This is a genomic window from Kribbella sp. CA-293567 (assembly GCF_027627575.1).
GTDB lineage: Bacteria > Actinomycetota > Actinomycetes > Propionibacteriales > Kribbellaceae > Kribbella.
In genome coordinates this window covers 5,605,430-5,627,114 of sequence record NZ_CP114065.1, presented here as the reverse complement: position 1 = coordinate 5,627,114, position 21,685 = coordinate 5,605,430, and the positions used below count along the sequence as shown (strand labels likewise).

General features: G+C 65.9%; 27 protein-coding genes. 15 read left to right on the top strand and 12 right to left on the bottom strand.

The genetic code is table 11. The annotated features are described in order from the left end of the window. Positions 1-20 precede the first annotated feature (20 nt). A complete protein-coding gene (locus tag OX958_RS25930) occupies positions 21-1,955 on the bottom strand; it encodes a S8 family peptidase (RefSeq protein WP_270132113.1) in 1,935 nt (644 codons plus the stop codon). A gap of 181 nt (positions 1,956-2,136) precedes the next feature. Between OX958_RS25930 and OX958_RS25925 the strand changes: the two genes are divergently transcribed. From OX958_RS25925 to OX958_RS25900, 6 genes are all read left to right on the top strand, one after another. Beyond that, positions 2,137-2,391, top strand: a complete 255-nt coding sequence (locus OX958_RS25925) for a hypothetical protein (RefSeq protein WP_270132111.1) — start codon at positions 2,137-2,139, stop codon at positions 2,389-2,391. Positions 2,392-2,583: 192 nt separating this feature from the next. Next, positions 2,584-2,838 carry a hypothetical protein gene (locus tag OX958_RS25920; RefSeq protein ID WP_270132109.1) on the top strand — a complete coding sequence of 85 codons (255 nt, stop codon included), beginning with the start codon at positions 2,584-2,586 and terminating at the stop codon, positions 2,836-2,838. 8 nt (positions 2,839-2,846) lie between these two features. Next, complete coding sequence (locus tag OX958_RS25915; protein ID WP_270132107.1) at positions 2,847-3,110, top strand: hypothetical protein; 264 nt, start codon at positions 2,847-2,849, stop codon at positions 3,108-3,110. A gap of 355 nt (positions 3,111-3,465) precedes the next feature. After that, complete coding sequence (locus tag OX958_RS25910) at positions 3,466-3,810, top strand: hypothetical protein (protein ID WP_270132105.1); 345 nt, start codon at positions 3,466-3,468, stop codon at positions 3,808-3,810. Positions 3,811-3,834: 24 nt separating this feature from the next. Then, positions 3,835-4,800 carry a hypothetical protein gene (locus tag OX958_RS25905; protein WP_270132103.1) on the top strand — a complete coding sequence of 322 codons (966 nt, stop codon included), beginning with the start codon at positions 3,835-3,837 and terminating at the stop codon, positions 4,798-4,800. A 121-nt stretch (positions 4,801-4,921) separates the two neighbouring features. Continuing rightward, positions 4,922-5,506, top strand: coding sequence for a hypothetical protein (locus OX958_RS25900; protein WP_270132101.1), 585 nt, complete (start codon positions 4,922-4,924; stop codon positions 5,504-5,506). Between the two features lie 632 nt (positions 5,507-6,138). On the opposite strand, the gene OX958_RS25895 is transcribed toward OX958_RS25900, so the two are convergent. From OX958_RS25895 to OX958_RS25880, 4 genes are all read right to left on the bottom strand, one after another. Next, complete coding sequence (locus OX958_RS25895) at positions 6,139-6,708, bottom strand: TetR/AcrR family transcriptional regulator (protein WP_270132100.1); 570 nt, start codon at positions 6,706-6,708, stop codon at positions 6,139-6,141. Next, a complete protein-coding gene (locus OX958_RS25890; RefSeq protein WP_270132097.1) occupies positions 6,692-8,224 on the bottom strand; it encodes an MFS transporter in 1,533 nt (510 codons plus the stop codon). Before OX958_RS25890 ends, OX958_RS25895 begins: the two co-directional genes overlap by 17 nt. A gap of 355 nt (positions 8,225-8,579) precedes the next feature. Next, positions 8,580-9,599 carry a SulP family inorganic anion transporter gene (locus OX958_RS25885; protein WP_333486521.1) on the bottom strand — a complete coding sequence of 340 codons (1,020 nt, stop codon included), beginning with the start codon at positions 9,597-9,599 and terminating at the stop codon, positions 8,580-8,582. Then, positions 9,538-10,206, bottom strand: coding sequence for a SulP family inorganic anion transporter (locus OX958_RS25880; RefSeq protein WP_270132095.1), 669 nt, complete (start codon positions 10,204-10,206; stop codon positions 9,538-9,540). The genes OX958_RS25885 and OX958_RS25880 overlap by 62 nt, the downstream gene beginning before the upstream one ends. 266 nt (positions 10,207-10,472) lie before the next feature. Between OX958_RS25880 and OX958_RS25875 the strand changes: the two genes are divergently transcribed. Both OX958_RS25875 and OX958_RS25870 read left to right on the top strand, forming a co-directional pair. Next, positions 10,473-10,874, top strand: coding sequence for a MerR family transcriptional regulator (locus OX958_RS25875; protein WP_270132092.1), 402 nt, complete (start codon positions 10,473-10,475; stop codon positions 10,872-10,874). A 185-nt stretch (positions 10,875-11,059) separates the two neighbouring features. Continuing rightward, on the top strand, positions 11,060-11,425 hold the full coding sequence (locus OX958_RS25870; protein ID WP_270132090.1) for an STAS domain-containing protein: 366 nt from the start codon (positions 11,060-11,062) through the stop codon (positions 11,423-11,425). Between the two features lie 67 nt (positions 11,426-11,492). Here the strand turns inward: OX958_RS25870 and OX958_RS25865 are convergent, their stop codons facing one another. After that, positions 11,493-11,969, bottom strand: a complete 477-nt coding sequence (locus tag OX958_RS25865) for a DUF4383 domain-containing protein (RefSeq protein ID WP_270132088.1) — start codon at positions 11,967-11,969, stop codon at positions 11,493-11,495. Between the two features lie 186 nt (positions 11,970-12,155). Between OX958_RS25865 and OX958_RS25860 the strand changes: the two genes are divergently transcribed. Together OX958_RS25860 and OX958_RS25855 are read left to right on the top strand one after the other, a co-directional pair. Further along, the gene (locus tag OX958_RS25860; RefSeq protein WP_270132086.1) at positions 12,156-12,293 is read left to right on the top strand and encodes a hypothetical protein; all 138 of its coding nucleotides are present in this window, start codon (positions 12,156-12,158) and stop codon (positions 12,291-12,293) included. 35 nt (positions 12,294-12,328) lie between these two features. Continuing rightward, positions 12,329-13,162: a YetF domain-containing protein gene (locus OX958_RS25855; protein WP_270132083.1), complete on the top strand. Its 834-nt coding sequence runs from the start codon at positions 12,329-12,331 to the stop codon at positions 13,160-13,162. Positions 13,163-13,229: 67 nt separating this feature from the next. On the opposite strand, the gene OX958_RS25850 is transcribed toward OX958_RS25855, so the two are convergent. Both OX958_RS25850 and OX958_RS25845 read right to left on the bottom strand, forming a co-directional pair. Further along, positions 13,230-13,829, bottom strand: a complete 600-nt coding sequence (locus tag OX958_RS25850) for a hypothetical protein (protein WP_270132081.1) — start codon at positions 13,827-13,829, stop codon at positions 13,230-13,232. Then, a complete protein-coding gene (locus tag OX958_RS25845) occupies positions 13,826-14,140 on the bottom strand; it encodes an STAS domain-containing protein (protein ID WP_270132080.1) in 315 nt (104 codons plus the stop codon). Before OX958_RS25845 ends, OX958_RS25850 begins: the two co-directional genes overlap by 4 nt. 144 nt (positions 14,141-14,284) lie before the next feature. On the opposite strand from OX958_RS25845, the gene OX958_RS25840 reads away from it, so the two are divergent. The 5 genes from OX958_RS25840 (at position 14,285) to OX958_RS25820 (ending at position 18,347) form a co-directional block, all read left to right on the top strand. Continuing rightward, complete coding sequence (locus tag OX958_RS25840; protein ID WP_270132078.1) at positions 14,285-14,986, top strand: response regulator transcription factor; 702 nt, start codon at positions 14,285-14,287, stop codon at positions 14,984-14,986. After that, positions 14,983-16,350, top strand: coding sequence for a sensor histidine kinase (locus tag OX958_RS25835; RefSeq protein WP_270132075.1), 1,368 nt, complete (start codon positions 14,983-14,985; stop codon positions 16,348-16,350). Before OX958_RS25840 ends, OX958_RS25835 begins: the two co-directional genes overlap by 4 nt. Next, positions 16,347-16,925 carry a GerMN domain-containing protein gene (locus OX958_RS25830; RefSeq protein ID WP_270132073.1) on the top strand — a complete coding sequence of 193 codons (579 nt, stop codon included), beginning with the start codon at positions 16,347-16,349 and terminating at the stop codon, positions 16,923-16,925. Before OX958_RS25835 ends, OX958_RS25830 begins: the two co-directional genes overlap by 4 nt. Before the next feature lie 249 nt (positions 16,926-17,174). Next, on the top strand, positions 17,175-17,819 hold the full coding sequence (locus OX958_RS25825) for a hypothetical protein (protein WP_270132070.1): 645 nt from the start codon (positions 17,175-17,177) through the stop codon (positions 17,817-17,819). A gap of 132 nt (positions 17,820-17,951) precedes the next feature. After that, complete coding sequence (locus tag OX958_RS25820) at positions 17,952-18,347, top strand: hypothetical protein (protein WP_270132068.1); 396 nt, start codon at positions 17,952-17,954, stop codon at positions 18,345-18,347. On the opposite strand, the gene OX958_RS25815 is transcribed toward OX958_RS25820, so the two are convergent. From OX958_RS25815 to OX958_RS25800, 4 genes are all read right to left on the bottom strand, one after another. Continuing rightward, entirely contained in the window at positions 18,314-18,772 is a 459-nt protein-coding gene (locus OX958_RS25815) for a DUF4383 domain-containing protein (protein WP_270132066.1), read from the bottom strand. The genes OX958_RS25820 and OX958_RS25815 overlap by 34 nt on opposite strands. Positions 18,773-18,894: 122 nt before the next feature. Then, positions 18,895-19,320, bottom strand: coding sequence for a PRC-barrel domain-containing protein (locus OX958_RS25810; protein ID WP_270132064.1), 426 nt, complete (start codon positions 19,318-19,320; stop codon positions 18,895-18,897). A gap of 281 nt (positions 19,321-19,601) precedes the next feature. Next, positions 19,602-20,792 (bottom strand): cation:proton antiporter, encoded by a 1,191-nt coding sequence (locus tag OX958_RS25805; protein WP_270139150.1) that lies wholly within the window; start codon positions 20,790-20,792, stop codon positions 19,602-19,604. Positions 20,793-20,994: 202 nt separating this feature from the next. After that, entirely contained in the window at positions 20,995-21,384 is a 390-nt protein-coding gene (locus tag OX958_RS25800) for a four-helix bundle copper-binding protein (protein WP_270132061.1), read from the bottom strand. Positions 21,385-21,685 lie beyond the last annotated feature (301 nt).

Below are 21,685 nucleotides of genomic sequence, written 5' to 3'. Positions count from 1 at the left end.
GTTGCGAACGTGGTTGAGGTTCAGCCGGTGGTGATGCGGAGGTCGTCGATGCCGGCTTCGACGAGGCTGCCGCCGGAGATGTCGCCTGCTTCGATGATGAGGCGGATCGACTTGCCGGCCAGCGGGGTGAGGCTGGCGGTGGCGGTGTTCCAGGTGGCCGCGGTGTCGGCGGAGGTGGTTTTCTTGTCGAAGAGGACTGTGCTGCCGGTGGGGGTGACTGCGCGGACTCGGAGGTAGTCCGCGCCGGCGGAGTTGGACAGGTGTCCGAGGTACCACGACATGGTGAGCTTGAGGTCTCCGTTGGTGGGGAGTTGGATTGGCGCTGAGGTGGCGCTGGTGGCGCCGCCGTCGAGGTCGTGGTCGCCGACGGCTGTGCCGGCTGGTGCGCCGGTTACGAGGGCTTTGGTGCCGCTGACGGTGTTGCCGGGCTGCATGGTTTTGCCTGAGTAGTTGGTGGCTTGGGGGTCGCCGATTTCGAAGCGTCCGGAGGTGGCGCGGTCGGTGCCTTCGGTGTTGAAGGCCCATCCGGTTGTCTGCTCGAAGTCGGTCGAGAACACCGTGGTCGGCGGGTCCGGGTCCGGGTCACTGCCGCCGTTGACGGCCCTGAGGGCGTCGGCGATGCCTTCGCCGAAGTGGGAGTTCTTGGCGGCAGTGCCGGTGCATCGGCTGTCGTTGGCCGGGCAGGGGGTGTCGATGGCCTGGGCGAGGAGCATGGTGCGCAGCTGGTCGACCGTTGCCGTGGGGTGCGCCGAAGCGAGCAGCGCAACGGCGCCGGCGACATGCGGCGACGACGCCGAGGTGCCGTGGAAAGTGGTGTAGCTGTTGTTCATCCCGGTGGTGTTGATCATGGCGTAGCCGTCGCCGCCCGGACCGGTGACGTCTACTGTCTGAACGCCGAAGTTCGAGTAGTAGGCCAGCTCCTTGCGGACGTTGGTGGCGGTCACCGAGATCGCGTTGGGAAGATCTCCCGGCAGCAGAGTGCCTTGTTCGGTGTCGAGGTTGGTCGAGAAGTTGCCGGCGGCCGCGACGGTGACGGTGCCCTTGCCCTTCGCGTAGTCGACCGCGCGGCGGACGGCCTCGATGACGGCGTCCTGGTTCGGGTTGTTGGTGTAGTTGTACAGCCACGGGTCGACGTAGTAGCTGTGGTTCGTGACCTCGAATCCGTGGTCGGCCGACCACATGATCCCGCACACGACGTTCTCGGCGTACATGTACCCGGTCGGCTCCATCACCTTCACCGACGCGATCCGGACGTTCGGTGCGATCCCGACCGTCCCCTTGCCGTTCTTGGCCGCGGCGATGATGCCGGCGACCGAGGTGCCGTGCCCCGCGGCGGGTGCGTACGAGTCCGGCTCCCAGGCGCCCGGGGTGGTGTTGGGCTTGCCGTACAGGCAGGACACCGAGTTGGCCGCGTCGAAGTTGTCGCGCAGATCCTCGTGAGTGCCCTGTACGCCGGTGTCCAGGATCCCGACGGTGACGTTCCTGCTGCCGGGGTTGATGGCCCAGGCCTTGTCGGCGCCCATCTGGATGTGGTTCCACTCCGCGGCCTCGGCCGGGGCGGAGATGGCTTCGCCGAGCTGTGGCGCGAGGTGCTTCTGAGCGACACCGTTCTGCGCCGGCGCGGTCGCGCCGGTGGTCGGTACGTCGCTTTCCCGGGTGTCCCCAACCTTCTGTACGCCGGAAACCGCGCGCATCTTGGCGGCGAAGTCGCTCCCGCTCGAGTGGGCGACCACGAGTCCGATCTGCGGGTAGGTGTTCTGGACCTTGCCGTTGTTGGCGGTGACCGCCTGAGTGATCGCGTCCACGTTGCCGGGGGCGGACAACACGAGGTAGGCGCGAATGCCGGCCGGTGCCTGGGCCGCGGTATTGGCGCCGGCAGCTCCGTACGCGCCGGTCGAAAGCATCAGCGCGACTGCGCCGGCGGCTATTGTTCCCGCGCGGATCCATTGTTTCATCTGCGGTCTCCTTGGGTGAAGGCATTTGTTACCACGGGGCGGGTGTTAATTTGCCTTGCTCGAAGAATCCGCCTGGCCCGGCCGCATTTCAATGCGTATCGGCTACCTATAAAAATCGGGTGATGCGCAAAAAACTCTTCTGTCATGGCGCTCCGGTGCGGCGGGCCACGATGATCGAGAGGTGACCCAGACCCGCTCCGATTCGACAGCAGACGAGTCGCCGAGACGTGCGCCCGACGTGCGAGTTGTGGTGCGCGTCTGTTTCGGTGAGCACGTCATCGCCACCTACGTCGCCGACCCTGCGTTGGCGACCCGCTATGCGCAGGCGATGGAGCGGCGCTTCCATGGTCTGCAGATCACCACTCGTCAACTGCTGATCTCTACACCCCATCCGGAATTGCCACCGGATCTGCTTTGGCCACTGACCGTGAAATAGACTTCAATACAAGCTGAACTGAGAACCTGATAATTGGCGGGCGGTGCGGATGGCACTTGCCGACGTGTACGAATGGCTGATTCCGGACCACAAGTCGACACCGGACTGATCAACAGGGCGTTTCGCTCACCACACCCGAGGCTACCCAGATCGCAGCGACCTGGGAGCAGGAGCACCACCCGCAGTTCGTCATTGCATAGATCGAACCGGACGGGGACCGTCGTCAGCGGCTCCGAGCGCCTGTCGATCTGGCCGGTGGATCGGCTCGCGGTGGAGGCCGGGGTACTGGCTGCGGAGGACGGCTGGGCCGCGCATCCGTTGGCCGCGTTCCTGCTGTTCGCCCGGTACGGAGCTGCCGGCCCGGGGTTGGCCTGGCTGGAAGGCGGGCCGTGGGCACAGACTTCGTCATCTCTGCCGAAGCTCGCGAAGGCACTGAGGAAGCAGTAGCGCGGGCGGTGGCAGAGGCACTGACCGATCTCGCTGCCCATGGGCCCAGCGAGGAAGAGTTGACCCTGGCCGTGGCTCGTCTTGAGGAGAGCCTCGCCACCACCGACAGAGAGCTCGCGTCAGCCTTTGGCGTCATCAACGGCTGCGCGATCCCGGTCGCCCCGCAGATGTTCCACGGCTCCGGCGCCGCCCTGGACGAACTAGCACGCCGTACCGATCCCGGCCTGTGGTTCGACGAGTCGGCCTTCACCCGCGACCAAGACGACCACTAGCCGCCCTGGAGTCTCACGACTGCAAAACTTACGTGCGGCCGCACTCCCCGCGGTTGCACACAGTATCGGAACGCCTGCCGGCTGCAACCCCGCTCGATACCTGACCATGCGGAGCCGGTGACGCCGTTGGCCGGCCTGAATCGCGGCATTCGGTGCTGACCTCGACCACGACGATCGGTCACACCTTGGTCAGCGGACGACGCCGTCGGGCAGTTGCGCCGCGGCGGCCGCGGCGAAGTCAGGGAATCGGTCGGTCAGCTCATTGCGCTGCCGTTTGCGAGAAGCTTGACGTGAGCCGCCCATAGCGCACAACAATGGGCGTCACATAAACGTTAACCCGACAGGAGGGTGAGCGGTGATCCAGCAGCCCGAAGAATCCGCCGACCGGGCATCGGTCTGCTCGACGCCGACCCGAACGGGCTTCTCGGAGCGCTTGCGCAGCTGGCGGCTGCGCGAAGGACTCGCTGCTCTGACGAACCTGCCCACGGCCCAGCAACCAACGAGGCTTTTCCTCCTGGTTCGGTACGCCGACTGCCTGGCCGGAGCGGGAGATCGTGACGCGGCCGTCCAGGCCGTAACCCCTGCCGTCGGCGCGGCCAGCACCAGTAACCGAGCGGGCGTCGAGCATGAGTCGAGTTCGCTCGAGGCCGCGTTCGATAGCCGGCCCGTGATCTCACCAGGCACTTCGATGAGCTGGTGACATGAGTTCCGAACGGAGTGGACCATGAACGCGATGGATACGCAGGCAGGTGGCGAACTGGCGCGGCAGGACCTGCAACAGGCGCTACGGGCGGGGCCGTTCCCGGCGGCCCTGCACTTGGCCATCGAGGTCAGCGGGATGTCCCTCGACCAGATCCAGGAGTGGCTGGCGGGGCGTGGCGTCCAGCTCAGCGCGACGGCGCTGAATCACTGGCGTCGTGGCCGCAGCCGGCCTGAGCGGGCGGAGTCACTCCGTGCCGTGCATCTGCTGGAAGAACTACTGTCCGTTCCGGCCGACTCGCTGATCTCGCTGCTCGGACCTCGCCGCGGCCGTGGGCGCTGGATCGGCCACGTGCCGGGAAACCTCAGTCTCAGCACCTTGTTCGACGACACCCGCCCCCTCCAGGCATTGAAAGAGGTCGGCGCGCCACCCTGCGGCACCCTGAGCCGGCTCAGCACCCAGGTCAGGATCGAAATCGACAGCTCGCGGCGAACCAAGTCGATCCAGGTCCGGCAGTTGGTGCGGGCCAACGTGGACGGGGTCTCGCAGTGCGGGGTCGTGTACAAAGCAGACGGCCCCGAGCCCGCGATCCCGCCGACCCTGACCGGTTCGAAGTACTGCCGCGTCGGCCGGGTCTCGGTCGACCAGAAGATCGGAATGGTCGCGGGTGAACTCATTCTCGACCGGGTCCTGAACGCCGGTGATCCAGCGCTCCTGAAGTACAGCTGGAACATGTCACCGCGTCCGATGCTGCTGAGGTACGAACACCTGTTCTCCTCACCGAGACACGAATACGTACTACAGGTCCAGTTCGACCCGCGAGCTGTCCCCGCCCGATGTCTTCGCTACGGCCGGCGAACGAATGCCGGCGACCAAGTCAGCCAGCGCGAACTGTGGATCGGTGCTTCCGGCACTGCGCTGATCGCCGAGCTCGAGGTCACGCCCGGCATCATCGGCATGTGCTGGGAATGGCCGAACACTATTGACTGAGCGGAAGAAAACAGTGTTGGCGGGCGGATCGCCGTACCTAAGTTTGAAGGGCTAGCCCCCACGGCTACCGGTTCCTATCGTTGCTGAGAGCAAGAACAATCCGCCCTCAGTAGGAGGAAGCATGCGAATCACCAGATCGCTGTTGACCGCAGCGTTGGTCACGATCGGCGCACTCACACCCCTGGCGGCACCGGTGGCTCACGCCGGCGTCCCGTCTGAAAGCCCCCGCTCGGCCAGCGTCGAGGCCGCCCGCCCGAACCAGGCCGTGCAATCCCAAGATGCCAGCACCGGCCTCGGTGTCGGCATCACCGCACAGGACTTGGCCAAGAAGACGACGAGTACGGTCGCCCCGAAACTGGCCGGCTGGAGCACCCCGACCGCACGGTCCTACTACCTGACCTCTTCCTGCCGGCCCTGGGCCTCGGCAATCCGTAGCGGTGCAGCGGCCTGGAGCCGGCTGTCCGAAGGCGGCGGTACGCCGGTGTCCTGCCAGAACACCTTCATCAGCGGCTGCGGAGGCACCCGCGTCGTCGGCTGCAACTGGGGTCAGGGCCAGCGCATCTCGCTCTACCTGGGCTACACGAGGGACCCCGCTCTCCTCGCCGCCCACGAATTCGGCCACAACTGGTACGGCCACTCCACGAGGTACCGCTGCAGCGGCTGGAGCAGCCCGGATCACGTGATGGGCCCCAACACCTGCAGTTGACCTGAAGGCTATGACCAGCGGCCGTGCTGTACGCCGACCGCTGGTCATCGCCATTGCTCCTCCCGACCGGCTTCCAGCCAGACACTCGGAGTGGCTCCTCCTGCTCTGTCCGCTGCTACTGCGCTGCAGCAGATCCGGATCAAGGGGACGGGCCGGCGGTAAATTGAGATCAACCGGCCGGACGCGCGGGCGATCGGTGCGGATCCGGCGTAGGCCTCGATCCTGCCGGCGTCGGCGAACCGGGGCCGGTCGCACCTCGTGACGACGCGGACACCGGTAATTTGGACGTCCGCGGTTTCTGTCGGGGCCGTTCAGGTCTTCTCGGCTACCGCTGCGGCTGTAGAAGGCGCGAATGATGTTGGGTGGAGTGAATGCGTAGTCCCGAACAACAGCCTCCGCACGTGCGAACAGGTCATGAGCCTGAGGCGGCCCGGGATGCTCGTGTCCGACAGGATGGCGATGACTTTCGCGCACCCAGGTCTTGTCGATGTCGGTCGGGCGGTAGTTGAGCGGACGGTCCGGCAATGACTCGAGCAGTCCCGTGGCTCCCGGGCGTTGTTGCCTTCAGCCCCTGGTTCGAGGTTGCCGCGGCGGCTGGAGTGGGGCTTGTGTGGATCGCTGTGTCTGGCGGGTCAGGATTCGGCGAGGCCGAGTAGTTCGGTGCGGGTCATGGCGAGTTCGTCGTCGGTGATGTAGATGGTGCCCGTAGCGAGCGCGCCGGCGACTCCTTCGGCGGCGAACCGGATTGCGTGGGAGCGGGCTGGCGGCAGTCCGTCTTTGCGGAGGGCTTCGCGCCACCATTCGGCGTCGGCGCGCACCAGTTCGGCGACGTCGGCGATCTCCTCGATGCCGGCCGAGTAGGCGAAGAGGGCGAAGGTCTGGATCGCGTCTTGGCTACCGCCGCACAGGGCGCGGACGTAGCCGCGCAGGAGTTTGCCGGAGCGGTTCTCGGCGATGTCGGTGTGTTGCATGACCTCGCTTCGGAAGGTGGTGATGGCGTGGTCGACCACTGCTACGAGCAAGGCGTCTCGGTTGGGGAAGTGGTGCAGCAGGCCGCTTTTGGAGACTTGGGCGGCGGTGGCGACATCGGCGAGGCTGAACCTCATTCCGCGTGTCTGCAGGAGTTGTCCGGCGGCGGTGATGATGGCTTGCCGGGTGCGCTCGCGGTCGCGGGTTGCGGGACGTTCAGGAATGTCGGTCATGCACGGCTTCCTGTTCTTTGGTCGACGGGATTACACGCCAGGCGACGGCGGCGGCGGTCAGCAGGAGCACGGCGGCGATCAGTGAGGTTGCCTGCATACCTTCGACGAAGGCGTGCTGACCTGCGCGGGTGACCGCAGCCAGCTCCTCGCCGGCCTGGGCCGCGTAGCCGATGCCCGTGGCGAGTGACTCGTCGAATGCGGCGCGAGCCTGTTCGGGTAGCCCGGCGGGCAGGTCGAGGTTGGCTCGGTAGAGGGCGATGTGCAGTGATCCGAGCACTGCGATGCCGAGGGCGACTCCGAGTTCGTAGGCGGTTTCGGACACCGAAGAGGCGGCGCCGGCTCGTTCTTTCGGTACGGCGCCGACGACGGCGTCGGTGGACAGCGTCATGCTCACCCCGGCGCCAAGACCACAGATCGCCAGCGCAGCGCACAGCAGCCAGTAGCCGGGCGCGGCCTCGGCTACGGCCAGCAGCGCAAGACCGGCCGCGGACACGATCATCGAGATTGCGATAGCGCGGCCACGGCCCAGCACGGTCAGGGCGGTGCCGGCGATCGCAATCACGGCGATTGACGCGAGGGTGGCGGGCAGTTCGACCAGTCCCGCGTGCAGGGGTCCGAGCCCGCGCACGAGTTGCAGGTACTGCGAGAAGAAGAACAACAGCCCGATGAAGCCGAAGACCGCGATGGTCTGGGCCGCGACCGCTCCGGCGAACGCGGGGACACGGAACAACGAGACGTCCACCAGTGGATTGTCGAGCCGGCGCTGCCGGCTTGTAAACAAGACGCCGGCGCCGATGCCGACCACCGCGGAAGCTGCGACGGACAGGTCGAAGCCGTGACCGGCAAGGTGCTTGATCGCGTACACCACCGGGACGATGGTCAGCACCGACAGCACCGCCGAGGTCACGTCGATGGACTTGCCTGCGGGGTTCTTCGACTCCGGCAGCAGCACCAGGCCGCCGACCACGACCAGCACCATCACCGGCACGTTGATGAGGAACACCGACCCCCACCAGAAGTTCTCCAGCAGCGCTCCACCTACCAGGGGGCCTACCGCCGCGCCACCGGTTGCTCCTGCCGACCACACGGCGATTGCCTTCGCCCGCTGCTGAGGGTCCTCGAACAGGTTCCGCAAGATCGACAGCGTCGACGGCATGATCGTTGCGCCGAACAGGCCCAGCAGAACTCGCGCGAGGATCAGCATCTCGGGATTCGGTGCGAACGCGGCGAGTACGGACGCGATGCCGAACCCGACAGAACCGATCAGCAGCAGCCTCTTGCGGCCGACTCGGTCTGCGACGTTGCCCATCGTCACCAGTAGGCCGGCCAGGACCAGCGAGTAGATGTCGCCGGCCCACAGCACCTGCACCGCTGTCGGTTTCAGATCGGCTGTGATCGCGGGGACGGCGAGGGCGAGCACCGTGCCGTCCACCGCGAGCAGCAGGACGGCGAGCGTGAGGACAACGAGGGCCAGCCACTCACGGCGTCCGGCGCGCGCTCGAGAAGATGCGTTCATGACAGTGACTGTATCAGTTGGTCGGTATAACCGATCATCTGGTCTGTTACTTTCGGTGATCGAATCCCTTGATCGCTGGACAAGCTCAATACCCAGAACAGTCCGTTCCGGCTGCACTGTTCGCCGTGTTTACCGCTCGATCACGGTAGCCACTGGTCGAGTCCATTCACTGAACATGTGATGGCCTACGAGGTCCTCTTGACCCTGGTTGGCAGCCCGCTACCTTGCTGTTTCAGAGCGACTCCGCCCCGTCCTCCACCCCGAGGTGTGACAACCATGGTCCGATTCCGTACGACGTACAGCCGGGCATTCCTGGCTACCGTGACTGCCGGTGGTTTGCTGGCCGGCGCAGCGATCAGCACCGCTGTCGCATCAGCAACTGAAGGTGACGATCCGCCGACCGTCCAGCAGGCCGCCGGGCCGGCCGGTGAGCCGACTGAGCGCCAGCAGGTCGCCGAGAAAGTCCGGGACGCAGCCGTTGTCCTTGGCAACAGTCACGGTTGAGGCCGACGATCTCGACGGTTTTGCCGTAGCGGGCGTACTTGGTGGTGATCGCGTCGAGGGTGGCGACGGTGGAGGCGTCCCAGATGTGCGAGTCGGTCATGTCGATGACCACGTTGGCCGGATCACCGCGGTAGTCGAACTGATAGACCAGATCGTTGCTGGAGGCGAAGAACAGCTCACCGGTGACCGCGTAGACCTTGGTGTCTGCGTCGGGGTGGGCGACGTCCTTGACGGTGGTGAAGTGTGCGACGCGGCGGGCGAAGGCCACCATGGCCACGATCACGCCGACGATGACACCGATGGCGAGGTTGTGAGTGATGACGACGACCGCGACGGTGGACAGCATGACGAGGGTTTCGCTGCGCGGCATCCGGCGCAGCGTCTTGGGGTGGATGCTGTGCCAGTCCAGGGTGCCGACCGAGACCATGATCATCACCGCGACGAGTGCAGCCATGGGGATGTCGCCGACCAGGTCGCCGAGGCCGACCACGAGGATCAGCAGGAACACTCCGGCCAGGAAGGTCGAGATCCGGGTCCGGGCGCCGGAGGCCTTCACGTTGATCATCGTCTGGCCGATCATGGCGCAGCCGCCCATCCCGCCGAAGAACCCGGTGATCACGTTCGAGACGCCCTGTCCCCAGGCCTCGCGGGTCTTGCCCGAGCGGGTGTCGGTGACGTCGTCAACGAGCTTGGCGGTCATCAACGACTCCAGCAGACCGACGAGCGCCATCGCGACGGCGTACGGCGTGATGATCCGCAGCGTCTCGAAGCTCAGCGGGACATCGGGCCAGAACAGCGACGGCAGACTGTCAGGCAATTGGCCCTCGTCGCCCACGGTCGGCACGGTGACACGGGTCAGCACGACGGCCAGGGTGACGCCGAGAATCGCGATCAGTGGTGCCGGGACCGCCTTGGAGAGCCTGGGCAGGAAGACCATCACCGCGACGCCACCCGCGACCAGCGGGTAGACCAGGCAGGGCACGTCGATCAGGTGTGGCAGCTGGGCCAGGAAAATCAGAATGGCCAGCGCGTTTGACGAAGCCGACCATGACCGAGTGCGGGATGAACCGCATCAGCCGTGCGACCCCCAGAACGCCGAGGACGATCTGCAGGATTCCGGCGAGGATGACGGTGGCGATGAAGTAGTCGAAGCCGTGGTCGCGCATCACCGGTGCGATCACGAGTGCGATCGCACCGGTGGCTGCGGAGATCATCGCGGGGCGGCCGCCGAGGAACGAGATCGAGACGGCCATGATGAATGAGGCGAACAGGCCGACGCGGGGGTCGACGCCGGCGATGATCGAGAAGCTGATTGCCTCCGGGATCAGTGCGAGCGCAACCACCAAGCCGGCTAGGACTTCGGTCCGCAGCCGCCGCGGGGATCGCAGCGCAGCACGGACCGGCGTGATGTCGGCCTCGTCCAGCACAGGCGAGTGGGCAGGTTCAGGCGTGGCTGACTCAGGCGCCAGCGAGGTCATACGGTCTTCAGACAAGCGGTACGGGCGCACCTCGCGGCGGGCAAGCACGGCGCGTCATTGCGCCGGCGGCAGCACGAGGAAGTCGCGTCACAGGAATGGGAGGAGGCGGTGAGGAGCACTAGGAACGCCTCAAGACACGAACTCTACCCGAACGTAAGGGTAGAGTTGGGGTCAGGTTCCATTATCGGTCCCGGACCGACGACACCTACCGTGGCATCTGGCCGGTCGTTGGGTGGAGGCAGGGAGCGACAGTGATGGGTGAGCACATGCAGATCGGCGAGGTCGCCGAGAGGGTCAAGCTCAGCCTGCGCACGATCCGCCACTACGAAGAAGTCGGACTCGTCCCGCCGTCAGCGCGCAGCAAAGGCGGGTTCCGGCTCTACACCGAAGCCGATGTGCAGCGCCTGCTGCTGATCCGGCGGATGAAGCCGCTCGGGTTCACCCTTGAGGAAATGGCCGATGTCCTCGACCTGCTCGACGGCCTGTCTGCCGACGCCACGCCGGCCGACCGGGACGCCCTCCTGGACCGGCTGACGATGTACCGCGAGGCCGCAGGCCAGCGCATCGACGCACTGCGCGAACAGCTCGACGTCGCCGTCAACTTCGCCGACAAACTGCAGGAACACCTCGACCTGCACTCCTCGAAGCGAATCCGTACCGAACCGTAAACCGCTTCGTAGACGCCCCTGCGGCATGCTCTCCCGCTCGCTACCGCAGGGCGTTCAAACCGCAACGCAGGTGCGGCCGAGCGTCCAGGGGCGTTGCGTCATCCGATCTTCACGGAGGGGCTCGACCGGTCTCAATGTCGGTTGGAGAGGCTTGGAGAACAGGTCGATCAGCTCGGAGGTACCTCATGTCGAACGTCCTGCACAGCCCGCTCCCGTCGAAGGCGATCGTGACCGTGACCGATGCGCTGCTGGCCCGAGGTATGGCCGGGCTGCGGTGGCAGTTGCGCGATCTGGTGATGGACGGCACCTACCTGGTTGTCGTCGACCTGTCGGAGGTTGACCAGATCTCTCCTCAGCTGTTGGCGGGGTTGCTGGACACTCACCGCGCCTGTCGGCGTCGCGGTGGCGGAGTGGTGGTCCGGCACGCGAATCACCAGGTCACCGAGCTGTTGCGGCGTACGAGCCTCGACAAAGTCTTCGAGATCGAGAGTCATGGCGGACACCATCGCCGGTCTGCGCTGCGTCCGGCCGTAGGGCGGCGTGATCGCTGATGGTCCGCCGTGTCCCTCGCCCAGGACGCTGAATCAGGACAGTCGGTCGATCGTCTCGCGGCTTGATTCAGCTGCCCGTTCCCCGGCGATGATCTCTCAGTTCGGTGTAGCTCAGGCCGGGAGCGCCGGCCGCGGACATCACGAGCACCAGCGCCAGCAGGAGATGCAGCCAACTGCCGGCTTCGTTGAACGGCAGGAAGTTCCAGCTCGCCCATCCGCGGTTCAGCGCCCAGCCGTAGACGGCCAGCCCCGAATACAGCAGGCCGCCGGCAGCCAGGAGTCTGCGTGCTGCGGGTGGGCGGCGGGCGGTAGCAAGAGCGCCGGCTCCGACCGCCAGATGAACAACGTTGTGCAGCACCGACACCTGGATCAGATCAAACAGGGAGGCGGTAGACCCTCGGCCCGCCCAGGACAAACCTGACACGTGAGTCGTCAAGCCTGGCACGAATCCGAAGAGGCCCAGGGCTATCAGCGCACCGCTGATCCACCGGGCCAAGTGCTGTACCAGGGTGACGGAATCGTTGTCTCGGCTGTTGTCGGGCATGGCGGAATTCCTCCGTTGCGGACGGCCGGCATCGCTTTCCTGTATCCGGCACCATCAACGTGCACACCTGACCGGCGAACTCGTCACGCGATCTCAATGTCGACCGCCGTTAACAGCCGGCGCGCCGGGGTACCCGTCCACGGAGTCGAACGTGTCGATGTGCAGCCGGTGGAAGGGAGATCGCTGATGAGTTCCGTTCAGGGCATGGTTCGGACGTACCGGATGGATCCGGGCGGGATCGATCGGCTCTGGCTCGTCGCGTACGTCGAAGCGTGCCGGCCCCGCACGCAGGCGTGCAAGGAACTGTCCGCCGTCCTCGGCTGAGTTCTGTCATGTGGTTCGACTCGTGGTTTGGGCCTGTGCGGATAGCGCTGGTCGGCGCGACGGCGTACGTGACGCTGGTGGTCGTTCTTCGCTTGGCGGGCAAGCGGACTCTGAGCAAGCTGAACGCGTTCGACTTCGTCGTGACTGTTGCCCTCGGATCGACCCTCGCGACGATCCTGCTCAGCGAGGACGTGTCTTTCGTCGAGGGCGCCTCGGCGCTGATGCTGCTCGCGTTACTCCAGTTCGCGCTCAGTTGGACTGTGACTCACCTGCCCACTAGCCGGGGCGTCGTCAACGCGGCGGGAAGCGTGGTGTTGCTGGACGGTGAACTGCTCGAGGACGTGATGGCCCGCGAAAGGATTACCCCCGGCCAGGTTCGCCAGGCGGTTCGGGGAGCGGGGCTCGGCAGTCTGTCCGGTGCCGGCGCGGTGGTGTTGGAGACCGACGGCAGTCTGAACGTCGTGCAGCGGGCCAAGATGTCCGACCGATCCGCCTTGACCGGGTTGATACCGCGGACCGACGGTGCGACCGAGCGCAGTACGGGCGAGGTACTGCGTTCTCATCTGCACCACCGCGCCGCGGGTCGACTGACAGCAGACCTGGAGGAGAACTACCACCCTGATGTCGTTCTGCTTTCGGACCGGGGAATGCATCGAGGACATGACGGCGTACGCCGGCTGGCCGATGTCCTCCACCGGTATCACGGAAATGATGAATGGACTGGCACGCATCTCGAGATCGAGAACGAGTTCGGCTTTCTCCGATGGAGCGCGCACCACGGGCCGTACGGTGCAGAGTCGTTCGTGGTGACCGACGGCAAGATCGTCATCCACACCGTCCACTCCGGGCGACAAGTTGCCCAGCCATGAACGCGCTTCCAGCTTCTGCGCGGCCACCGCGCCGACACCCTGCCGTGGGCCGAGGCGACGACGATGCTCACTCGTACGGCGGCCAACGCTCTTCGCTGGTCAGCCCGGCAGCGATGCGTAGCGCGGCCAGTGCACGGCGGAGGTCACGACGGCTGGGCTCCTCGATGATGGGGGAGTCGCCGTACAGGCAGACCGCGACGCGGCCGTCGCTGGTTCGGCCGGCGGACTCCAGGCGGCCGTCGTCGTCGTCGAGCAGGATCCAGCCGAGTTGGTCCAGCTCGCTCAGGGCGAAGATCCAGTCGGCGGTAAGCAACGAGAGCCCGTCGACGTACTGATGGCTGTCGGGATCCGCTGCGGCGATCTCGACGGGCAAGTCGTCCGGTGGCGGCACATCGACGTCCGGCGGCGGCAAGACCAGAAAGCCGGTCCCGGAGAACGGTTCGAGGTAGGCCGTGTGGGCGGCGAAGTCCACGATCGTCACGTCGACGAAGCCGGCGCCCGGCGCCGCCTCCGGGGCCCGCGGCCGCGGGCGGTTCCGGATGGTCTGGTCGCGTCTGCAGGCAACCGCGGACGCGGCGGACTCCTGCGGTCGCCGTCGATGCGGAAGGTTCGTCGGATCAGGACGGCGGCGGAACAGACGACAGGTCGTCCTGGGGTTGTCCGTCACGCGGTGGACTCGACTTCGAAGATCCGGTCCAGGCCGGTGCGATGCAATCTGTCGGCCATCTTCCGGGAGGCGTGCCGCACGACTACTCCGCCTCCACGCTGACGGCAGACCCGATGGGTGTCGAGCAGCGCCGCCAACAGGCTCGACGAGATCTGACCGAGTTCGGAGACATCGATCACGACCAGGCTCGCTCCTTCCATCACCAGGCCGCGCAATCGCCAGCGCAGACCGGTGAGACCGTCGTCCAGATCGCTCTCGGACAGAGTCACGATCGCCTTCTGGACTGCGGAACTGTAGGTCGGTGCTGTCATCGGTACGGCCCTTTGCTTTCGTCTGGTGCTGGCCGGTACAGCTTCGTGGTCGCAGTTTGAGATCGGTCGAGGATCGGCTTTACGATCGCGTGACTTCGGCGTCCTGGGGACCGATTTGCCATGCTCGGTTGCGACGATGGCGTCATGGTGCTGCGAGTGTTGGTCGTGGAAGACGACGACAGAATCAGAGCGGTGCTCCGGCTGGCACTGGAGGATGAGGGCTACCTGGTGCGGGAGGCCGTGGACACCCAGGACGCCCTCGAACAGGTCCAGGCGGAGCTGCCGGATCTGATGATCGTCGATCTGATGCTGGGCGAAGTGGACGGATACACCTGCATTCGTGAGGTGCGCAAGCTGAGCGACATCCCGATCGTGATCGTGAGCGCGCGCGTCGACACCCATGACATCGTTGCGGGGCTGGAGGCCGGCGCCGACGACTACGTGACGAAGCCCTTTCAGGTGAAGGAGATCACGGCGCGGCTTCGGGCGCTGCGGCGGCGTCTTCGGACGGGATCCGAGCCTGCTGAGCCGGACATCGTGCTCGACTCCGATCCCGACCGGACGATGATCTTGTCGAGGGATCGTGGTGCGGTCGTCCTGCGTGGTGCGGATCTGCCGTTGACGATGACGGAGTTCCGGCTGCTCTCGGAGTTGGCACAGGTGCCCGGACGGGTCATGAGTCGCCAGACGCTGCTGGCCTCGGTCTGGGAGCACGGGTTCTACGGTGACGAGAGGATCGTCGACGTCCACGTACGCCGGTTGCGCACCAAGATCGAGCGTGACCCGGCTGAACCCGCAGTGGTGGTAACGGTTCGCGGCATGGGCTACCGCCTGGACCCGCAGTGAAGTTCACGGCGCTCCGGCCGCTGGGCCTGCGGCATCGGCTGATCGCCGCTTTCGGGCTCGTTGCCTTGCTGGTGTCGGCAGTGTTCGCCGCCAGCACCTATGTACTGGCGCGGGGTTATCTGCTGGCCCAGCGAGAACGCGCGGTACGTGATCAGACCTTCGCGGACGCGATGTTCGTCCAGCGCCGACTGGAGACCGCGGGAGCCGATGTCTCGGCGATCCTCACGGCCGCCGGTCCTTCTGCCGAGTCGACGATCGTTCTGCACTGGAGTGGGCAGTGGTACTCGTCGGCGCTGAACGAAGGACGAGAGATCGTGCCTTCGAGGATGCAGCCGCTGGTCACCGGCGGCCGGTCGGCGACCCAGCGTTTCCAAGGCACCGACGGTCCCGCTCTCGCTGTAGGTGTGCCGCTGCCGGGAGTGGGTGCCGAGCTCTACGTGATCGCTCCTTTGGAGGAGCTGGACGGGATCTTGCGTCTGCTGAGCGGGATCATGCTGGGTGGGGCAGCACTGGCGACGGCCGCCGGCGCGGGACTCGGAGCCTGGGCCAGTCGGTCGGTGATCACTCCGCTCAATCGAGTGGCGATCACCACCGCGGCGATCGCCGGAGGCCAACTCGACTCCCGGCTGCCGGCCACCCTGGATCCGGATCTCGCGACAATAGTTGCCTCTTTCAACAGTATGGTCGACACGTTGCAGCGGAGGATCGAACGGGACGCCCGGCTGGCGGCCGATGTCAGTCACGAGTTGCGTTCTCCGCTGACCACGTTGGTGGGCAGCGTCGATCTGCTGAACTCACGCCGTGAGGATCTTCATCCGAGATCGCGGCAGGCCCTGGATCTGGTGACGGCCGACCTCGACAGGTTCCGGGGTCTGCTGGACAACCTGCTGGAACTCGCCCGCTCCGATGCCGGGCTGGACGACGGCTGCGGCGAGGTGATCGACCTCGACCAACTTCTCCGCCATGTGCTGACCGAAGCCGGTGCCGAGTCGGTGCAGGTCGGTGGTGTGACCGGGGTACGGGTGGTCGGCGACAAACCACGGATCGGCCGAATGTTTCGTAATCTGTTCGAGAACGCCGATCGCCACGGTGGCGGTCTGGTGGCGGTCGACGTCAGCCGAACCGGGACCGACGTGATCATCGCCGTGGACGACGCGGGCCAGGGCGTCGCGCCGGAGGAGCGGGAACGGATCTTCCACCGGTTCGCTACCGGCTCGAACGGACGGGGCTCGTCTTCCGGGACCGGTTTGGGGCTGTCGCTGGTGGCGGAGGCGGCCGGCGCTCATGGTGGCGCCGCCTGGTGCGCGGTGGCCCCGCGGGGCGGCGCGCGATTCGTCGTACGGTTGCCGGCGGTGACGTCATGAGGAAGGCGGCTCTGGCTGTGGCAGCAGCGCTGGTCCTGGCGGGTTGCGGGGTCCCGGTGCAGGACGATCCGGTGGAGGTGCGGCCGGAGATCGTCCCCTCCCAGTTGCGGCCCGAGGCGACCGCGCGGCCCGGGCCGCCGACCACAGTCGATCCGAGCAGCCCGAAGACGTTGGTGCAGTTCGTCCGCGCGGACAGGTTGGTGGGTTCTGTTCGAGACGTGCGAGCCGGCTCTTTGGAGGATCGTCTCGGAGCGGTGCTGTCGGCGCTGATCGCAGGCCCGACCGACGACGAACAGACGAAAGGCATCTCGACCGCGCTCCCGGCTGAGTTGCAGATTCGGGTTCTCTCCCTCGAGCCGCCTCGGGTGACGCTGGAGTTGAGCGGTGACACCGACGGGAAGTCCGCGGCCGAGAATGTGCTCGTTGTTGGTCAGATCGTCTTGTCCGTCACGGCTTTGAGCCCGGTGTCGGAAGTACGTCTGGCTCGCGACGGCCTGCCGGTCGAGGCCTTGCTGGCGGACGGTGCGCTGACGGCCGAGCCGCTCAGAGCGGTCGACTACGCCGCTCTGCGTTGACCCCACCCCGTGGCCAGGACGTGATGACATCACCGCCGATGCTGGTGCAACTTCATGAACTCTCAAAGATCTACTCGACAGACTTTGAGATCTCATGTCATCGCCCGCGCGGTGCAGACTCGTGCGGCACAAAGAGCTAGACAGGTACGAAGCAGCCTTGTGGAGAGGATGGTTGTCGTGACCGAGCGTCTGCCCGCGTCCCGTTTTCCTGTGCTCGATCTGGTCGAGCGCGAAGGGTGGGACTGACGGATGCGTGCCTACCGGGCTGTCTGGAGTACGTGGACGGCGCTGACTGTCTGTGTGGGCGTAGCGCTGTGCGCGGCGACCTCCCCGGTATTCGTCGTCGTACTGCTCTTCGCGACCGTCGGTGTCTGCGCCGGGGTGATCAGCGGAAATCTTCACCTGCTCGCGGAGAAGCCCGCCCCCGCCACCCGGGTGCTGGTGACCAAGGTCGCCAAGTCGGCGGTGTGCGCGGGTTCGGCGGCCGTGGCCTGCTATGGCTTCGGGCCGACGATGGGTGCCGCCCTGGTGCCGCTGGTCGTCGGGGTGGCATGCACTTCGCCGCCGTTCGTCGGAAGGGTGCGCAGGTGGGCGGACGGTGAGTCAGGACCAGCAGACAACACTCTCGGAGCGGCTGCGGCCGAACCGCGTCCGACGGCGTACCAGGAGCTCGCTTACTGGAGCGATGCCGAGCTCTATGCGGTGTGGTGCTCGAGCCTCGCATCGATCTCGCGCCCCAGTGGTTCTGGTCAGAAGGTGACGGTCGCCTCCGCGCGCGAATACCTGTTGACCGAGTTCGAGCGGCGGCATCCAGAAGAAGTCTCTGCCTGGCTGAACTCCGGTGCGGGGCTGGCCGGCGACCCACCGCGCTTTCTGCTCGATCGGGACAACTGAGGCCAGGTACTCGAAGGCCGGCTTGACGGCGGCGCTGCGAACACTTTGAGATCCCGTGTATTTCCGTCGTGAGCCGAGAATTTCGCCGCAGGGCAGGCTAGACAGGCAGTTGAGCAGCGGTGAGGAGAAGTGATGGCTGTGATTGATCGTTCCCTACCGGAACGGCCGGTTCTGCAGTTGATTTGGGAGGGCATGCCGGTCATCGATGTCGACGGTGCGCTGATTGGGGCGGTGAAGTACGTCCGAGAAGGCGATCCGTCCGCTTCGGTACCGGACAAGGACAAGCCGTTCGCCGAGGAAGACCTCAACGAGGCCTTCGCCCGGGCCTTGATGTCGGCCGAACCGCAAGTGGACCCGCAACTTGCCGGGCGGTTGATCCAGCGTGGGTTTCTGAAGGTGGCGGGGGCCGGGCTGATGGACCACGACCGCTACGTCGCGGCGGATCAGATCGCCGGCGCGAACGAGGACGAGGTTCGGCTGGCGGCCCGTGCGGATCAGTTGGTCGTCGAGCGGGAGCGATGGATCTGACGGTGGCCGGCGCCCATCGCAATCATCGCGATCCCCAGAGTGCCGTGCAGCCAGGCATCGGCCGGGGCATCGGGGACCAGGCTGTCGAGTAGGGGATCGGTCGCCAGTTGCCCGTACGCCACAAGCATCGTCATCGCGATCCCGGCGCCGAGCAGGAAGCCGCGCGCCCACCGGTCGGCGCTTGAGGCGAACAGGGCTGCTGCTCCGAGGAGCAGATGGAGGAAGTTGTGCAGCAACGAGACCTCGGACAGACCGAACAGTCGCGCATCAGCAGCAGTGCTCCACCAGGTGCTGAATACCTCGAGATTCTTCGTTGCTGCCGGCAGGAGTCCGAAGAAGCCGAGCGAGATGAGCAGGCCGGCGACCCACAGGACGGCCTCCTGGGAAATCGTGGCGATCGATCGGTAGGGCGGCCCGTCCTTCATCGGATCACTCCCTCTGTCGGTGTCACACCGTCGCGGTTCGGGTGCAGCCGCCATCACATCACTGGTGACGTGACTGCGGGTTGACGCGAGCTTTGAGACTTCGTGACATCGGCCGATCGGAGTCAGCGGTACGGGAAGCGTGGGGGCGTGTAGCCGGCGGTCCAGTACGGCGCTGCTCCGTAGTAGCCGTAGATGTCAGCGAAGTAGCGAGGTGGTTCCCTTCGCGCGAGGTCGGGATCGTAGCCGGGTCCGCGGGCGACGTGCTCGCGGTCCTGCTCGACCTGGACCACGTCGACGCTGACTGCGATCACTGCGTCGACGGGAACCAGTTGGATGGTCTTGCCGATGCCCAGGAAGCCTCCGGAACTGACCTCCAGCAGTCGGACGCGGCACTCCTCCCGGTCGATGAACAATCCTTCGACCTTGCCGACTGGTTCGCCGTCGCGGTCGACGACGTCGCGGCCGCGGACATCGTCCTCGATGTTGCTGAGGGTCAGATCAGTGTCGTCGAGGCGCTCGAGTGTGGGTTGTGGCTCGGTTCCGGCCATCTGCATCCTCCTTGTGCTGGACATTCGGATCACGTCGGTCCGGTGTCCATTGCCGCGGCGGCCCAATCCGTTTTCGCCGCCGCGCAAAGGAAACGTCAAGTGATCGAAACCGGCCGGTCAAAGTTTGGTTACGAACGCCCACCGAGACCGACTCGGGCGAGGGCGGCCGCGATTTCAGGGAGACTGCGCCGACAGAGCTCCACCTTTCAGGTCGTCGCCCTCGGGATCCAACTCTTCGACTGGCCCGGCGACCGCTGTGAGCTGGAACGACCGACGGCTGCTCACCGTGGAGAGGGTCTGTCCGGAGCTGGTGTGAGGTCGGCGTTCTCGAAGGAGCGGGCGACCAACACGTCAGTGGAAGAGTGGGCCACGATCGACAACACGATGGTGAGGGCGACCAGGTGGAAGACTTCGTCGGCCACCGGGATACCGGACTCCAAGACGATCAGGCCGTAGACCACCGAGGCGAACCCCTTCGGCCCGAACCACATCGCGGCCACCTGTTCCCGCAGCCCGAGACCCGACCCCAGGAACGACACCGCCAACGCCGCCGGGCGCGCGACGAGCAGTGCGATCACCGCGAAGACCCAACCCTGCCAGGAGATCTCACTGAGAAACTCCAGCGAGATCAGGGCACCGAAGACCAGGAGCGCGGCCAGTTTCAGACTTTCGGAGATCAGCTCGCCGAAGTGCTCGAAGGCCTTGCGTTGAGCCGGTCCGAACGTCGCCACGGTGATACCCGCGGCGAAGGCGGCCAGGAAGAGGTTTCCGTGCAACGTTTGCCCCAGCGCCAGTACGAGCACGACGATCGCGACCGCGTTCAACGGCTCGTACTGCGTCGACGCCGAGAAGAACCTGGTCCGCTCCAGCCGGATCGCGATCCAGGGAACCGCCACCCCGATGACGATGCCGAGGGCAAGCTCCGTCGCGAGCTCACCGCCATGCAGGTCGTCGGATCCGGCGGCGACCGCCAAGAAGACCATCACGAAGGGCAGCGCTAGCCCATCGTTCACACCCGACTCAACGTTCAGCAGGTGCCGCAGTCTCGCCGGCACCTTGTCGTTACCGACCAGCGCAGACGCGAACACCGGGTCGGTCGGAGCAAGGATCGCGCCGATCAGCAACGAGGCCGGCCAGTCGAGGCCGACGATGTAGTGAGCGGCCAGCGACGTGAGGCCGAGTGTCAGCGGCAGCCCCCAACCGAGCGCCCGGCCGGGCAGGCGCCAGGCCGACCGGAGGTCGGTCCAGCCGACCCGCATCCCATCGGTGAAGAGGACAGCGAACAACGCCAGCTCCGCCAAGATCGAGACCACCGGCGAGTCCGGCTGAAGGTCGAGTACGCCGGTCGATTCAGGACCGAGCACGAAACCCGCAACCAGGAACAGCACGGCCGTGGACAGGATCGTCCGATTGGCCAGACTTGAGACCAGTACGGCGACCAGCAGAGCGACCGCAAAACACAACAGCAGCATCGCCACGTCACTCCGGCTCCTCCGGCGCCGGCGGCCGGGTTCGAACACATCTCATCGTCAGGAAAAGTACCGGAGCAAAGGTGTCGTGCGGCGGTTGTGGTCGTTATCATGCCGCGGTCAGGAGCCAGACCCAGATCGACAGGCCTGGTCGGATTCCGAACAGCCCGGCAGCCACGCCGATCACCGCCAGAACCGGCCGAACTCAGCCGAGGGCGGCCAGCAGTTCCTTGCAAGCCTGTTCGCACCGCCGGCACGCGGTCGCGCAGATCCGGCAATGATCGTGATGGTTGGCGTGTCGCTCACATTCGTCAGCACAGGTACCGCAGGCCTTGCCGCAGGCTTCGAGCACCGCCTTGGTCAGTTCGGCGTCGTGACCGGTGTGGCGGGACAGAACGTTCACGGTGGCAGCGCAGATGTCGGCGCAGTCGAGGTTCGTCCGGATGCACTTGGTCAACTCACTCACGGCATCCTCCGCCAGGCACGCGTCGGCACAAGCCGTGCACGTCTGCGCGCAGGACAGACACGCTTCGACGCACGCGACCAGCCTGCCCTGATCGATACCACCCAGATCCTTCGGGTACGTCCGCACCATCTCGTGAACGGCACTCATCAGCAACTTCCCTTCCACCGTCGGGTCACGACACCTCCGTCGATCGCGGAGGGGTACCCGATCGCGCCGACCGTTAACGGAGAAGTCAGCAATTTCTGGCGCGGAGATTGTTGGTCGCCGACTGATCAAGGGGAGCAGCGAACGGCTGACATCTTGGAGGAACGGTCCTCGGACGGCAGCGCCAGTTCCCGCATCACGGGAGGCTGCTGGATTGATCGCCGGTGGCCGGGCGAGAGCCGACTCAGGGGAAAGGCATGCGTAAGCTTAGCGGTGGCGGTTCCGG